The following is a 17518-nucleotide window of genomic DNA, read 5'->3' as shown; positions in this document are numbered from 1 at the left end:
TTTGAATGACTAATATAGATGTTACATATAATAAAAAATAGACTTTGTCTTTGATATTTACCGAAATTTGAAAGCACAAAAACAAAATAAAAACTTGATTTACAGACTTTTATAAGACTGAAAAATTATTATTTCATTTCAAGGTTAGATTTAAGATTTTGTGTTTTTTCCACGGTTTTTTGCAGAATTTTTATTCTTTTTCTACTCTTTATTTCAAGTAAAACAACTATCATTCCTATAATAAATACGGTAACAATTATCCATTTTAAACGGTTTTGAAATTGGTTTTGAATGACCGTAATTTTTTCATTTTGTAGTTTGGAATTCTCATCAATAGAATCGCTTACCGAGTTGCGTTCTGAAATTTTTACAGCTAATTGGGTTTTTAAATATAAATCATAATATTTTTGGTATTCATCCCATTGATTGAGTGCCAAATAGTTTTCAAAAAGCCCTTTATAAATCCCCAAATTGAGAACTAAATCGCCAACATTTTTTGATGTTTCCAATGCTTTTTGAAGTAAATTTATAGCATCTTGGTAATTTCCTTCAAGGGTATACACTTCTGCTAAACCTTTTTGAGCAAAAGAAATTAAACTGTTTGCTTTATCTAATTTGGCCAACCCAATAGATCTGTTAAAGCTATTTTTAGCATTACCATATTCAGATAATAAGATATAGCAATTTCCTTTGTTGTAATAAATGATACTTAAATTAGCATTGTGTTTTGCTGTATTAAATTTTTCATACTCTCGTACTCCTTTATCAAAATACTCCAAAGCAATATCACAATTCAGGTTGTCTTTGTAAATAAAGCCTTTAACAATATAACTATTAGCCAAGGTTATTTGTATATCTATTGAATCCCGTAATGATGGCATTAAAGAAACCTGTTCAATTTTTTCCATATACTCTATGGACTTATCGTATATTTTAAGCTGTTGATACAGAATTCCAGTGCTAAATAAAATACGTGTTTTTAAAGTTTGACTATCTGAATCACTTGATAGTTCGTTTGCTTTAATGATGTATTTGAGTGCTTTTTGATAATCTCTTTTTGACGTATACCCTAACGACATTAACATTAAAGCACGTATTTTTAAAACGTTAGAGGTTTTAGAATCTTGATAAACAGATAATCCATACGCAATTGATTGGTCTGGGTTTTCATAAATATCATTCATTCTTGCGGTAATCAGACTATCTATTTGTTGACTATTTTGCAAGTTACCAGCCAAGACTGTGTTAAATTTAATAACACCAACAAGAAAAAGGATTATATATGTGAAACTAAACCTCATTACGTATCACTTTTAGATTTAATTTCTGCGCGTTCCGTTTTCAATAAATTTATAAATGTTGCTGGAGACATACCTATGATAGCTTTAAAAACTGTAGCAAAACTACTATGTGAAGAAAAGCCGCTTTCCTCTGCCAAAAAGCTAATTTTATAATTCATATAATTCGGATCGGTTTTTAGCTTTTCAATGATGTAATTTATACGTAGCTTATTTATAAAAGTATTAAAATTATCATTGTAGTGTTTGTTGATAATCTCTGATAGATATTTGGTATTTGTTTCAAACTTTCCTGCTAATACGGCTAATGACATATCTTTATTTAAAAATTTTTGCGAGTTTTCAAATCGCTTCAATTTAGAGAGTATGGCTTGCTCGGTTTCTTCGGGTATTGCAATGCGTTTGCTAGTTGTTTTTTTGTTAGGTTTGGATTTTATAAAATTGGTTCTGCTAACTTCAAGATAATTTATAATTTCTTTTAAACGCTTTTTTCTACCCTCACTTTTTAATACTATTAAAAGCCCAATTACAAAAACAATTAATCCGCCGGATAACAATATATAAAGGGCGTTGGTATACTTGTTTTCTGCTTGCTCAATTTTTATGTCTTCATATTTAGAGAGCATATTAAATACTGTATTTATGGCATTTTGTTCGTTTAACTCTACTTGGGTGTTAAGAACTAAAAACTCATCATTATATACTTTATGCTGATTTTTTTGATTGGTAGCTAAATAATTAATTGCCAAATCCCTATTTACCTGCATTAACAAAATGGGGTTATTTATTATTTCGGAAAACCTTAAGGCTATAAACAAGGTTTCTTCGCTATCTTTAAATGCTTTTTGTTGTAAATATAAATTTCCTAATTCTTTATAAATTTCTGCTTTTTTATATAAGTTATTAGGAAGTGTGGAATCTAATAAAACCAATGTTTTATTCATATAAACAACTGCTGAATCAAACTTTGTTAAATCGCTAAAAGCACGTTCTTTAGCTAAATAAAGTTCGCGTTGCTCTAGTTTGTTTGTGCTTAAAAACGTTTTATAAGTATTTTGAACGTCTTGAATAGTCTGCAAGGCTTCTTCATTTTTTCGCCTATCCAATAGCATTTTTATTTGCTCTATAGCTATATGAGTGTTTAAGCTATCTTTTCTGGTATTATCTGGCAAACTTACTATTAAATCTGTGGCCAATTGTAAATACTTTTTGGCTTGTTTATCCAAATAAAGTTTCCGGAGAACTTCAGATTTAATTAAATTTATTTCAATACGTGTTGGCAGACTTATATTTGGAAGGTTATTGGCGCTATTAAAAGCAAAAGTTACTGCTTTATCATAATCTCCTTTAACTAGATAACCTCGTGTTAATAATAAATTTGGCCGTATTTTACTCTCTGGGTTTGCTGTTGTTTTTAAAATATGTTCACCTATTTTTATGGCTTCATCCGGATTGGAGTATAACAGCTCTTGCGCTTTTATAATTAAATCATTTTTTTGCGCAAATAAACTTACTGTGTTTGCCAATGAAACCAGTATAATAATTAAAACTGTTTGTTTACAAACATGTGTAAAACAGTACTTCATTATTAAATTTTAATTTAAGCTTTTAAATAAAATAGTACTAGTATTACAAATATAGTTTTTATCAGGTAATAGAAATCGAATATTGACTTATTATTAAAAAATTCAAAGCCATTAAAACGGATATCCAATGGCGAAATTTAAAATAGGTGACCCAACATCAAAATTAAAGCGCTCTCCTTTAGGTAAGGCAGGATCATGAAATGGAGCAGCCAAATCAAAACGTATTACAAAACTTTGAATATCTACGCGTAAACCAATTCCCGCTCCCATACCTAACTCACTAATAAAATCACTACCAAATTTATCTTTACCATTATAAATAGGGTTTTCTTTAGAATTCCAAATATTACCAGCATCAGCAAAAACAGCTCCTTTTAAAAAAGACACAATAGGAAAACGATATTCTAAATTGGCTTCTAACCTAATATTTCCTGTTTTGTCAAAAACAAAATCACCATCTGTAGTATCAGAATCTGGATTATAAGTTCCTGGACCCAACGACCTAATATTGAAAGCACGAACACTATATGGACCTCCCGAATAATACTGCTTTACAAATGGTATAACATCGGAATTTCCGTACGCTAATCCATAACCGCCAAATAGTCTGGCTGCAATAACCTGTTCTTTTCCAAAATTGAAATGATAATGAAAATCTATATCTGCTTTAGCATATTGCGCATATTCAAAGCCTAAAAATGTTTTCGGGTTTTCTGCTCCTTGGTCCTTTCCAAATAAACTTATGGTATTTCCTGCAATATCAAAGGTGAAGTTAAAAAAGAATTGATGCTTTTTTTGAGCATTTAGCATTTCATTAAAGGTAAAACCATAGGTTAAACCTGCAATAAATTGCTGCTCAAAACTTCGCCTTAAAAAAGGATCATTATTCAAAATATCCTCGAATTCTGGTGTTGTTTTTAAAAGCTCAGTATAACTTACAGATATGGGGTTTATTTCGTGGGTTACATATTTATTAGCATCCCAAGAGTAGCCAAATAAAGCCGTTCCGGATAATAGCGCGTATAAATCGCTTCTATTTAAATAATCTATACTTAATGAGGTTTTTGTTTTAGGAATGGCGTACTTAAAAAAATTGTCTTTTATTTTAATAGGAAACAGAACTCTTGGAAAAATAAGTTCATTTTGTAGACCCAATTCCAAGCTGCTATTTCCGGAGTTTTGACCACCACCTAATTGTTTCTCATACCCTACTTTTGGTGTTATATTAAACGTTTCTCCACCACCAAACAAATTTCTATTACTTAAAGTTACTGTTAGAGCTGGACCTGCAAAACTATTAGATTTAGTAACCACTTGTAACTCGGCTTTAAGCGCTCGTTTATTTAATGGAGACAAATATATATTAGCTTCCAAAAGCCCTAAATTATCATCTGCCAAAGTATCCAATTCTTTGTACTGAATATTAACATATTTATACGCACCAATGGTGGAAAGACGTCTAGCCGTATTACGAGAATCATCTGGATTATAATACGCACCTTCATGAAAAACAATGAATGGATCTAAATATTTAGGTTTGAAAAACGTTTCTTTTTGAATGTAATTTTTCTCGTTAAAACGGTTTGGTGTTATAGAAACCGAATCGGAAACTTCATAATTAGGATAGACGTTGACTTTTGAAATTTTATAGGGAATCAAACTTTTTTTAGGCACTTCATTTTTTAGTTTTAAAAATAAATCGAAGCTTTTGTTATTGTATTGATTGGTATCTGCTTCAAAAATTAAAAAACTATTGTTAAAATTAAAATAACCTTTTGCCTTAAGTTCTTTATCTAAACGCTGACGCTCTAATTTCATACTATTTAAATCGAAACGCATGCCGTTTTCAAAAGGTGATTCCGCTACCAATGCTTTCATAGTTTCATGAATACTTACTGGCATAGAATCCATTTTATAACTGGCCATTCTGTATGGTTTTGGAACTGTTAAAGTATAATTTAATGACGCCTTATTTTCCGTTTCAGTAAAAGCTGAAGTAGCGCGACTATAGAAGAAGCCTCTGTTTTCCAAACGGTTTAATAGTAAATCTTCAATTTCATACGTTTCAACATCCGATTGATATACGGGCTCTTGACCTATTTGTTTGTACAGCCAACGATTAATAAAACCTGGATTTTCTTTCTGATTTTTGTAGTAATAGTAAAGCCCAAGATGCATGCCCAAAAATTTAGAATTTGGTTCTGGCCTTAAAACTGTTTCTAATTCTGACTTTAAACCAGCTTCATTTCTAATAATACTATCAGATTCTATAGTAATACTAGCGCCTGTGTATAAACGCTCATCCTCAGGAATATGCTTGGTTATACTACACGAGTAAAAAACTCCTAAAACTAGAAGACTACAGATATATTTAAATAGTTGATACTGTTTCAAATTGAATTGATTTTATAGCACTTTTTTAATTCTTTTTCTCTTCAATACTTTTATTGGTAGCCGCTTCTTTTTTCTTTCTTTTTTCTTTAGCCGCTTTTTCTTCGGCCTCTTTTTTTGCTTTTTCTGCTTTTTCTTTTTCAGTTTCCGACTTAAACAAAGCGTCCCAAAGCTCATTATATTGGTTAAATTCTTGTGTAAAAATTAAAGCAATACCACTAACTACCGTTTGACCATCAATAACGTTTTCAAATTCATTTCGACTAAAACCTTTTAATCTATATCGGCCACTTTCTGTAAGTAAATATTCAATACTAACATTACCAATTATTGGTGTTTCCTCGCCAGTTGAACTACTTCCTTCAATATCTACCTCACTACCAACACGTACAATTAAACGGTCATCAAACAATTTTTTTTGAGCTGCAATATCCAATTGTGTACGCTGTTGCGGAGATGTACCTTGATAGTCCGTATAACTATTCAGACCAAAATCTAACTCAAAACCAGACTTTCCTAATAATTTATCGGAAAACATATTGAGTTGGTCTGCAACGGCATCATTTAAATTATCGCGCGCTATGGAAGCTACACCACCAGAACTTCCATCACTTCCTGGATCTGGATAAAACCTATTCAATACTAAAAGCGAAAAAACTTGTCTATTTAATTCGTCTTCTTGATTATTTAATTGTTGTATTCTACCATAAACCTGACCGCCAATTGCACCTTGTTCATCTTCTGGCATATCTAAACTAAAGGCTATTTCTGGTTCCATAAGTTGGCCGTCAATATTTAAATATACTAGAAAAGGTAATACTTGTCTAAATTTTCCTTTAATAGCGGGATCACTTCCAGAGTAAACGGGAGCCATTAATGATGAGGCAGATGCTTCAACATCATAAACTGCCTTAACATCTAATTTTGCGTCAAATGGATCGCCAGACCAGGTTACACGACTACCAGGAACTAAATTAAATTTACGGTTTACAATTTTATACAAATTCAGTTCATAATGACCTGATGAAACATCATAAACACCAGAAAGTCTTAAGTTTCCATTAGGGTTCATGGTCATATTAAAATCGCCTTGACCAGCTACTTTAAAATTATCGCCAGTTTCTTCATCTAGAATAATGGTGACTGTTGCTTCTTTTCCTATTTTTAAAAGTGCCGAAATATCAAAACCTTTTATAGTTGCCGTTTGTTCTTTTGTTCGTGTTAAAATAGCGTCTGGATTTTCACGATTTACAAAAATAACAACACCATCGCGTTCTTCAACATTAACGGTTGCTGATGGTAAAACATAAGTAATATCGGTATCTGAACTTACCGTCATGTCCATATCTATTTTAGGTACTTGTAAGTCGCCCGTTATTTTGGCACTTCCATCAAAACTTGCTTTTCCATATAAAAAATCGTTATCATCTTTTGTGGCGTTCAAAACCTGAAAATCATTAGCGTTAACTTGTAAATCAAAAGTTGGATTAATCATGTTTTTGGTACCTATGCTACCAGACATACTAAAGGTGTTCTGATTTTCATCTTGAATGGTAAAATCAGTCATGGATAAGCCTGAATTATCAACATTTAAGGTTTCGTTTTCTAATGTAAAGGCCGAATTGAACATGGCCACCTTAAAATTAGCGTTATTAAATTCTAATTGACCAGAATATTTAGGTTCTTTTGTGGTACCATTCAATTTAAAATTACCTGAAAAACTTCCAGCTGTTTCTGTTATTTCGCCTTGAGAAAAACCGTTTAAGGCGTTCATATTAAACTGGTTAATATCCAAGTCTAGGTCTAATCTGGCACCAGACTGACTGGCAATATAATCACCTTTTAAGTCTAAATCTATCTCACCACCTTTCATGCTCGCATTAAAGTCGTAACTATTGTTATTTAAAGACTTAGCATCTACGGTAAATGTTCCTAAATTAACATCCATAACTTGTAATTTAGAAATATCTAAATCCGCAACAATACCTGTATCTTCAAATGGTTCTTCAAGAATAAAATTGCCATTTAAATTTCCAGAAGCAATTTTATCATTTGGATTTAAGTAGCTTAAAAATTCACTCAATTTGAAGTTTTTAAAATTAATAGCTACGTGATCTTTTGAAATATTTGCTTTTTTATCGGTTATTTCTATAGACTGGTTGCCTTTACTAATTTTAAAATCGTTAAAAACGAGTTTGTTATTATAGATAAGCATTTCATTTTCTTCGGGAATATTCCAAGATTTTTTATTTAAGATTAAGCTATCGCTTTGCACATGAAAACGCAATTCCTCACTATTTCCTGTTATTTTACTAAATACTTGCGCCATGATTTCCTGGTCATGAAATGCTTTAAACGCTAACGATAATTCATTATTTGCTTGATTACCAGTAATAACTGTTTTTTGAATATTTAAAGGACCTGCAATAATTTCATTAAAGCCTAGATTAAATTTAAACTTTTCCAAATCTGTATCCATAGAAAACGCCAAACTATCCAGCTCATAATCGCTATAATTAATATGTGGTGCTGTTATATTGGCTTTAAGTTTGCGCTCTGATTCTTTAAAATCGACTGCAATATCAATGGTGTCTAAATCCTTAACATTCACTAAAAAAACATCGTTTAAAATAGCTGATTGACTAATTTTTCCGCGTAATTTTAAATTTACTGGATTGGATATACTATCTGAAATAATTTCGTCGCGATAAAAATAACTTAGTATATGTTTCTCTAAAGATTTTGCCCATGTTCCTGGATCTGCATTAGATTCCAACAACACATCTATCATCTTATTTTTTATAGAAACCGAGGTGGTATCATTTCGTACATGAGCCAATGCATTTAAATCGCCTAATAAATAGCTCGTATTGTCGTACACAAAAACACCTTCGTCCACAATAGCCGCCAAATCAAAATTGGTGCTATTTCCTTTAAAATCGGCATAAATTTTCATGCCTGTTTTAATATTTCTATCTAAAAGACCCAAAGCTTGCAAATCCGCTCCAACTATATTTAACTCCACAGTGGCTTCTGGTGCAATCGAGTCTAAAACAACCGTTGCTTGTAAATCCGTATTGAGGTTTCTATCCTTGTAATTAGAGGTAATGGTTCCGCTACCGTTTTTAATATTGCCAACCAATTTTAAATCGTTTACATGGTAATTATTATATTTAAAATTGGAAATCGTAGCGTCCAATTGAGCATCCAAATTATTAATGTTATCACCTTTTCCTTGTGTAGTAACTTTTAAACTTAAAGCTCCTAATTGTTCGTTTTTAAGTAACTCATTCAGCTTATAGCCTTCAATTGTTAGGTCTGCATTAAACTCTAGCGTTTCACTGTTTTTAAAACGTCCTTCAACCATAGCAAGACCTTGAGTGGTTGTTAATGTTGCTTTAGCCGTTATATCGTTTAGGTTTCCAGTGGCGTTTCCTGCTAATTTTACATCTTTTGGGAGACTAATTCCTAAACTATCTTCTTCTATGAATTTTATAATATCAGACCGCTTTGAAACTGCTGAAAAAGTGGGAATATCAAATGCTAATGCATCCGGATTGGTTACATTTTGAATGCTACCTTTGGCTGAAATTTTAGTGTTACTCCAATTGACTTGTATATTTGATAAATTAATATCGGACAAATAACCATTCGCTTTTATAGTTCCCGTAATTTGATTTTTACTTAACGCTTGTAGGTATTGGTTTTCTTTTAAATTGGGTTGTATTAAAAACAAGTCCTGAAGTGCAAGATTAAATCTCGGAAGGTTTAAAGCCACTTTAGACAGCTCTGGTACTTTTATTAAATTGGCTAAAGACGGATAATCCAACTGTATATTTCCTTGTATGGTATTGTTATTTAAAGCTATCTTTAAATCTGATAGATTGAGTTTTTTATCTGAAGCGTTCAGATTGAATTGCAGATTTTTTAAGTAGATACCGGAAATTTCTTTAAAAGACGCTTCTTCTAAATCTAATTCTGCCATTTTATCTTTTAGCAGAACTGTGTTTGCTTGAAAATTGATATTAGTTAATTGGATGGCATTGGAATTAAAAACACCTGCTTGACTTTTTTCGTTATTGACAAAATAGCTAAAACTGTTGTTTTCTAAATCAATAGCATCTATCTCGAGTTGTATAGTTGGCCATTCAAAAGCAATAATTTCTTTCTCAATGTCTTGAGAAACTTCTTCAGCTTTTTCGGTAATAGCATTATTTTCAGTTTCTGTTTTAAGGCTAATATTTGAATTTTTTAAACGAAATTCTTCTACTTCAAAAAGCTGATTGGCTAAATCAATATTAGGTACTTCCGCATAAAAGTCGTTAATGGTTGCCGTAAGAGCAATATAATCAGCTTGGTTTTGGTAATCCACATACACCTTGTTAAGTGTAAATTCATCTACTGTTAGTACTGGTAAAGTGGACGACTCGGTATTGGGTGTTTTAGGAATGGGTGTTTGATACAGTTTAATTTGACTATCGGTTAGTTCTAATTCCGAAGCATTAAACGTCATGGTTTCCAAATCGGTTTTATCCATATCTGCAACCAATTTTCCAATTTTATAACGACTATCAATTCCAGTTACGGCATCGTTATAAACCACATCAAAATTTTTAAAACGAAGATTTCCAAGAATGATATTTAATGGAGCCTGGGTGGTATCGGTTTTTACAGTGGTGGTATCTTGGGTTGCAAAAGCATCAATTAGAAACTGAAAATTAAAACCTTGAATGGTATCTTTACGGGTAATATTGGCGCGTACACCTTCCCATTCCAAACCGTCCACGCCAATACCGTTGCCTTGAATTAAAGCCCATAATGGCACATTAGCTTCCAAGGATTTTGAGTAAATAAGGGTGTCGCCTTTGGTATCTTCCAGATAGAGGCCATCTAATTGAATATCGCCATCAAAGGTGATAAATAGTTTTTCAACGGCTACTTTAGTTTTCGTTTTATTAGTTAGAAAAGAAACGGCTTTGGTAACAATAATGTCTTGTCCCCAAGGACTCCTAACAAACAGAATGAGCAAAAATAACAGCAAGAGGATGCCTAAAATAATCCGCCCGATTATTTTTAAGAATCTAAACCCTTTCTTTTTCTTAACAGCAGGTTGTTGTATGTCTTTATTTTCCGTTTCTTTCAAGCCATTTTTATGAGTTACAAATTTATTATTTTAATACTTCTGAATGTACTTTAAAACGATTATTAATAGCTGTAAAACATAAGATTGAAATGAAATTTAATTAAAATTCTACTTTTTAGCACTATTTTATCTATCATTGGTGAAATTTAGTAGGCTATTTATTTAATTTCACACGATTTATAAACTCACTATTATGCCTAAACCAAAGGGACAGAAAAACACGAAAAATAAGGCCAAGCATACGAAACTAATCAAGCAAAAAATTAACAAGCAAAAGGCTGAAAAAGTCTTACGGAAGGAACGCTTAAAGGCTATAATAACGAAAGCGAAGGAAACTTAATTTAATTCAAAAAAAAAACATAAATTATTTAAAATTCTTATCACCTGAAGACAACTTCAATTTTGCTTCTTGGTAGCCCATTTCAAAAATTTCATTGGCATGTGTTTTCGAGAAAATTTCATGCTTACCTAATTCTTTAGGTGCAATAAAAACATCACAGGATTTAAATTTATTTTCAGAGGCGTTAACACGTGTAATTTTGTATGCTCTTTCTAAAACAGACTTGGTAGAGGTTAGTTTTTCTTTTGAAGTTTCTAAAAGCGAATTTAAAAAGACACCAATAATTTTATCACATGTAATTAATAAAGGTTCCACGGGAAAGTTATTGGTAACACCACCATCGCATAAAAGAAAATCATTAAAAACCACTGGTGAAAAAACACCAGGAACAGAAGATGAAGCTATAATGGGTTTTATAATTGAGCCTGAATTAAAGTAACGTGTTTTAGCATGGATTAAATCGGTTGTAGCAATATACATGGGTGTTTTTAAAGCTTCAAAACTATCCTCCTTAAAATACATTTTTAATACGTTTTCTATTTTAGAGCCATCTATTAACCCTGGTTTTTTTAAAGTGTAATTATGATATGTAAACAATTCTGTATGTAAGAAAAAGTCAAAAATTTTATCACATGAATGACCAGCAGCATATAACGATCCTACAATAGCTCCAGCACTGGTTCCCGAAATGTAATCGGGTTTAATATTTAACTCTTCCATGGCTTTCAATACGCCAATATGTGCAATACCTCTATAACCACCTCCAGACAATACAAGTCCTATAGCATTTGTTTTTTTCATTACTTATAAATCAGAATTCATCATTAATTGAAACCACATAATCCCAAATAAAAATAGCCCACTAATATAGTAAATGCTGTTTGGCTTTATGGCGCCAACCAGCTTGATTTTCATATTCTACAAAGTAGATTTTGAGAGCAGCTTGGTTTGGATAATCTACATAATATATCTTCTTTTTTGCTTGATTACTATATTCGGTAAAAAACCATTTGCCATTATTTTTCCCTGCTTGATTGGCATATTCAACTTTATAAACGTTTAAATCCGCTTGATTTTCGTAATCAACAACATACACTTTAACATCTGCTTGATTGGCATATTGAACCGAAAATATTTTTTGCGCAGCACAGGTGAATCCAAAGCAACTAATGAGTAGTATAGAAATAAGGTTTTTCATAAAGTGCTTAAATTTAATAGGGTTTAATTTACAAAAAATTGGTTGATGTTTTAAACGGCTTAATTAAAAGTGAATAAATAAAAGCTTCAAAAAGCATCCAAAATAATTATTTTTCAAAAGTTTTTTAAAACAATTTATTAGTCCGCTACTTTGTTTAAATTTGAGAAAATCCAATACTCAAAAACAAACCACGTATACATGCCAACATTAAACTGGATAGGAAAAGAAAAAGTAATAAACCATCATCAAGATGTTCCCTATAAAACATTAGAGCCGCAATACACCTTTTCTAATGGTAAAGAGAGTAAAACTGCTACTTCACAAAACAAAATTATACATGGTGATAACCTAGAAGCCTTAAAAAGCTTATTACCAGAATATGAAGGTAAGGTAAAATGCATCTATATAGACCCACCTTACAACACAGGAAATGAAGGTTGGGTATATAATGATAATGTTAGTGACCCCAAACTAAAAAAGTGGTTAGGGCAAGTAGTAGGCAAAGAAAGTGAAGATTTAAGCAGGCATGACAAATGGTTGTGCATGATGTACCCTAGACTTAAATTATTACACAAACTGTTAGCTGATGATGGTGCTATCTTTATTTCGATTGATGATAATGAACAAGCACATTTGAAGTTAATTTGTGATGAGATTTTTGGTATCGGAAATTTTATTACTGATTTAATATGGAGGTCAGCCGATTCATCAAACAACGATGCCAAACAATTTTCAGTAGATTTTAATCATACTTTAGTTTATTCGAAAAAATCAGATTGGAATTCATATCGATTAGAAAGAACTGAAGACAACAATTCTCATTATAAGAATCCTGATAATGACATTAGAGGTCCTTGGTTTTCAGGTAATATTTCCTCACCTAATCCAAGAAAAAATCTAACCTATGATATAGTTAGTCCTAAAGGGTTAATAATCAAACCTCCGAAAAATGGATGGAGATGGAACAAAGAAAAGGTAGAAGAAATGATTATTGACAAAGTTGTTGTTTTTTCAGAAGACGAAACAAGAATTATAAAAAAAACTTTTTTAAAAGACCAATCTGGAATTGTTCCATCAAATATATGGTGGGAGATTGATGATACTGGGCACAACAGAAATGCAAAATATGAGTTGATAAAACTTTTTTCTGAATTAAAGACTTCAGATATTTTCAAAACACCAAAACCTTCAAAATTTATTGAGAAAATTTTAAAAATTGCTTCGAATAAAAACTCAATCATATTAGACTCTTTTGCAGGTTCAGGCACCACAGCTCATGCGGTTTTAAACCTCAACCAACAAGATGGCGGAAACCGAAAATTCATTTTAGTAGAAATGGAGGACTATGCCAATACCATTACTGCAGAACGCGTAAAACGAGTCATAAATGGTTATGGCGAAGATAAAAAAGCTGTTGAAGGTACTGGTGGAGATTTCACATACTATGAGTTAGGAGAACCGTTATTTTTAGATACTGGTTTTTTAAATGAAGAAGTTTCCCTAGATAAAATACTAGAGTATGTTTGGTATAGTGAAGCTAAAACCCCTTTTATCAAACCTAAAGAAGATTATCTATTAGGCGCTAAAAATGATACGGCTTACTATTTTTATTACCAAAAAGACAGTATCACGACTTTAAATGAAAGCTTTTTAAGGTCTATTAAAACCAAAGCCAGTCAGTACATTATTTATGCAGATAATTGTTTGCTAGACCAAAGCATTATGGATAGGTATAACATAGTATTTAAAAAGATACCTAGAGATATAACTAGATTTTAAGATATGGAAGAGAGTTTAAAGAAATTTATTTTATATACTGCACCAAGTGGAGAAGTACGTGTAGATGTTTTACTGCAAAATGAATCTGTTTGGTTAACCCAAAAAGCCATAGCAGAGTTGTTTGGTGTACAAAGGCCTGCAATAACAAAACACTTAATTAATATTTTTGAATCTGGTGAATTAGAAGAAAAAATGGTTAGTTCCATTTTGGAACATACCACTCAACATGGTGCTATTAAAGGAAAAACCCAAAAGACAGAAACAAAATATTATAACCTAGATGCTATAATTTCAGTTGGGTATCGTGTAAACTCTACAAAAGCAACACAATTTAGAATTTGGGCTACTCAAACTTTAAAAGAATACATTATAAAAGGTTTTGTTTTAGATGATGGTAGATTGAAACAAGGTAATGCACTTTTTGGCAAAGACTATTTTAAAGAACTTTTACAAAGAGTTCGCTCAATTAGAGCCAGTGAAAGGAGAATTTACCAACAAGTTACCGATATTTTTGCTGAATGTTGTATTGACTATGATAAGAATGCAGAAATTACAAAAAACTTTTATGCTATGATTCAGAATAAGTTTCATTTTGCCATTACAGGTAAAACGGCAGCAGAAATAATTTATACTAAAGCCAATAAAAAAGACCCTAAAATGGGGCTTACTACTTGGAAAAATAGTCCTGATGGTCGCGTTTTAAAACAAGATGTTGTTATTGCTAAAAACTACTTAAAAGAAAAAGAGATTAGGCAATTAGAAAGAACAGTCACTTCTTACTTTGATTATATTGAGGGTTTAATTGAAAGAGAAAACACATTTACAATGGCAGGATTAGCTGAAAGTGTAAACAAGTTTTTAAACTTTAATGATTATAAAGTTTTACAAGGAAAAGGAAAAATATCAAAACTTCAAGCAAATAAAAAAGCCATAAAAGAATATGATGTTTTTAATAAGACACAAAAAATAATTTCTGATTTCGACAAAGAACTTAAGAAGTTAAACAAAAAATAACGTGCACAAGAAATGGCACTTTGTTGTACATATAAAAATAACGTGCACAAAAAAAGGGGATTTCTTGTGCATAAACAAATTAACTAATGGAATTAAAACCATACCAACATAGAGTTATAAAAGATTTAGAGCATTTTTTGTCCTATACACAAAAAGAGGCTACACCTGCTAAAGCATTTAATCAATATTGGGAAGATAAATTAGGCATACCCTATACTCCACAACTAGATGGTTCTTTTACAGGCATGAAACCTTATAAAGATAATATTCCAAATGCATTACATATAGCCATAAAAGTACCTACTGCTGGTGGTAAAACATTTATTGCATGTAATGCTATACATACTATAAACAAGCATTTTTATCAAGGTAATGCAAAAGCAGTTGTTTGGCTAGTCCCTTGGTCTAATTTATTACAACAAACAGTAAAAAACCTTTCAGACTCTAATCACCCTTATAGAGAAAAGTTAAATAGTCTATTTGGTAACAGAGTTGAAGTGTATGAAAAAGACCAGCTCTTACAAGGTGCAAATTTCAACCCTACTTCTGTAACCGAACAGCTCAATATTTTTGTTTTCAATTTTAGCAGTTTACGTATAAACTCTAGAAAGAAAGATGATAGAAAAGTGTTCCAAGAAAATGGTGCTTTAGAGTCTTTTAGAAACACTATTGTAGATAAAAACCTTGTGTTACCAGATACAGATGAAACAGCTTTAATTAATATTATTAGAAGCCTCAACCCTATTGTAATTGTAGATGAAAGCCATAATGCTGAAAGTGATTTAAGTGTTGAAATGCTGAACAATTTAAACCCTTCTTTAGTTTTAGATTTAACCGCTACACCTAAAGAAAATAGCAACATTATTTCTTTTGTAAATGCCTTGGCTCTTAAAAAGGAAAATATGGTAAAGCTTCCTGTTGTAGTTTATAACCATCATAAAAAAGAAGAAGTCATTACTAGTGCATTGCATTTACAAAGACAGTTAGAACTACTAGCTATTGAAGAAGAAAAGTTAACAGGAAAATACATTAGACCTATTGTGTTATTCCAAGCTCAATCTAACATTAAAGGAAAGAACAACACTACGTTTCAGAAAATAAAAGAGCAGTTAATAAAGATTAAGATTCCAGAGGAACAAATAAAAATAAAAACTAGTGGCATGGATGAGCTAAAAGGTGTTGACCTCATGGCTAAAGACTGTCCTGTTAAATATATCATTACTGTAAATGCTTTAAAAGAAGGATGGGATTGCCCAAATGCATACATATTAACATCATTGGCAGACAAGTCTTCCCCTGTGGAAGTAGAACAAATTTTAGGCCGCGTTTTAAGACAGCCTTATGTAGTTAAACATAAAGAAGCCTTATTAAACATGTCTTTTGTGTTAACAGCTTCAGCAAAGTTTAATGAGACCTTAGATAGTATTGTTAAAGGTTTGCAAGAATCTGGTTTTAGTAAAGATGATTATTATGCTGAAGAAGCTCCAGAGGAAGCATTAACGCCAAATGAAGTATTAACTCAAGATTTATTTGCAGAAGAACCAAAACCTGATGACTATGTACAATCTGATGAAGATTTTGATGTGGAAGCAGTTGCGTTTAATCCAGAGGAAGAAGTTACATTAGATACTATTAGTAAACAAAATACTTTAGTATCTCATATTACAGAAAAAGCAAAAGTTGAAGGACACACTTTTGAACAGAAAGTAAATGATATTGAGATTGATGATACCACTTCTATTTTTACAGATATTATGAAAACTGCACCTAAAGTTTATAAACTAGACACTCAATTTAAAGACCTAGCTGCTACCATAAAATTACCGCAATTCTTTAAAAAAGTAGAAGAAGGTGAGCTTAATGGTGTTAGTCTTTTTGAAGAATTAAATTCAGAAGACCAATACCTAAATAAAGTAAGTTTACTGGATGGTTTCAAGCTATCTAATTACAGCACACAAGTAACTTTTGATGATATTTCTAAAGAGATATACGCAGTAGATTTTAATGAGCAAAAACAGACTGCTACTGCTCAAAAAGTAAGTAAAAGAGCAAAGGATATTCTAGTTGACACTATTTTATCCAAACCTAAAGCATCACAAGTTAATCAAATTAGTAACATCATCGTTTCTAAACTTGGAGACATGACACCTATTTCGCAACAAGAATTACAAAAATATGTGAGTCGCGTTTTTGATAATCTATCTAGTGAGCAAATTAGAGATATAGTCGATAATGATTTTATTTATGTAAAAAAGATTAGAGATAAAATCAATGAACTAACCAATACTTATGCTAAAGAGCGTTTTAAAGTTCTTATAGATAGTAATCAGATTATTGTAAAAGAGAATTTTGAATTCCCTGAAACACTAACCTTTTTAAACCCTAGTACCACTATTGGTAAATCTCTATATGATAGAGAAGCCAGCATGAACAATTATGAGCAAAATATGATTATGGAAGTAGCTTCGCTTGAAAACATAGTCTTTTGGCATAGAAACCTTGAAAGAAGCAAAGGGTTTGCTTTAAATGGGTTTAGTTCTAACCATTATCCAGACTTTATCTTGTACACTAAAAAAGGAAACATCATTTTATTAGAAACCAAAGGCGATGTGTATGACAATGATGACAGCAGAAATAAAAATATTCTAGGTAAAACTTGGGCTGAAAAAGCAGGCGATACCTTTAAATACTTTATGGTATTTGAGTCTAAACAAGTAGAAAACACCTATACAGCTAGAAGTGTAATTGAGGTAATTAAGGGATTATAAA

General features: G+C 31.4%; 9 protein-coding genes. 3 read left to right on the top strand and 6 right to left on the bottom strand.

The annotated features are described in order from the left end of the window. Positions 1-128: 128 nt before the first annotated feature. The 6 genes from BM239_RS03520 to BM239_RS03495 all read right to left on the bottom strand — a co-directional run bounded on the left by BM239_RS03520 (position 129) and on the right by BM239_RS03495 (position 11956). Positions 129-1301: a tetratricopeptide repeat protein gene (locus tag BM239_RS03520; RefSeq protein ID WP_092206243.1), complete on the bottom strand. Its 1173-nt coding sequence runs from the start codon at positions 1299-1301 to the stop codon at positions 129-131. Next, a complete protein-coding gene (locus tag BM239_RS03515; protein ID WP_092206242.1) occupies positions 1301-2884 on the bottom strand; it encodes a helix-turn-helix domain-containing protein in 1584 nt (527 codons plus the stop codon). The genes BM239_RS03520 and BM239_RS03515 overlap by 1 nt, the downstream gene beginning before the upstream one ends. Before the next feature lie 111 nt (positions 2885-2995). Next, entirely contained in the window at positions 2996-5278 is a 2283-nt protein-coding gene (gene tamL / locus BM239_RS03510; RefSeq protein WP_092206241.1) for a translocation and assembly module lipoprotein TamL, read from the bottom strand. A gap of 25 nt (positions 5279-5303) precedes the next feature. Further along, positions 5304-10418: a translocation/assembly module TamB domain-containing protein gene (locus BM239_RS03505; RefSeq protein ID WP_245758184.1), complete on the bottom strand. Its 5115-nt coding sequence runs from the start codon at positions 10416-10418 to the stop codon at positions 5304-5306. 364 nt (positions 10419-10782) lie between these two features. Then, positions 10783-11559, bottom strand: a complete 777-nt coding sequence (locus BM239_RS03500; protein ID WP_092206240.1) for a patatin-like phospholipase family protein — start codon at positions 11557-11559, stop codon at positions 10783-10785. Between the two features lie 61 nt (positions 11560-11620). Then, positions 11621-11956 (bottom strand): 7(1) septoil knot domain-containing protein, encoded by a 336-nt coding sequence (locus BM239_RS03495; protein ID WP_092206239.1) that lies wholly within the window; start codon positions 11954-11956, stop codon positions 11621-11623. Positions 11957-12154: 198 nt separating this feature from the next. Between BM239_RS03495 and BM239_RS03490 the strand changes: the two genes are divergently transcribed. The 3 genes from BM239_RS03490 to BM239_RS03480 all read left to right on the top strand — a co-directional run bounded on the left by BM239_RS03490 (position 12155) and on the right by BM239_RS03480 (position 17517). Next, positions 12155-13735, top strand: a complete 1581-nt coding sequence (locus tag BM239_RS03490; protein WP_092206238.1) for a site-specific DNA-methyltransferase — start codon at positions 12155-12157, stop codon at positions 13733-13735. 3 nt (positions 13736-13738) lie between these two features. After that, complete coding sequence (locus BM239_RS03485) at positions 13739-14749, top strand: virulence RhuM family protein (RefSeq protein WP_092206237.1); 1011 nt, start codon at positions 13739-13741, stop codon at positions 14747-14749. A gap of 86 nt (positions 14750-14835) precedes the next feature. Continuing rightward, positions 14836-17517, top strand: coding sequence for a DEAD/DEAH box helicase (locus BM239_RS03480; protein ID WP_092206236.1), 2682 nt, complete (start codon positions 14836-14838; stop codon positions 17515-17517). Position 17518 lies beyond the last annotated feature (1 nt).

It is taken from the genome of Algorimicrobium echini (genome assembly GCF_900115185.1).
In the GTDB taxonomy this organism is placed as follows: Bacteria; Bacteroidota; Bacteroidia; order Flavobacteriales; family Flavobacteriaceae; genus Algorimicrobium; species Algorimicrobium echini.
The sequence above is the reverse complement of the archived record's forward strand: the minus strand, read 5'-3'. Positions and strand labels throughout refer to the sequence as shown.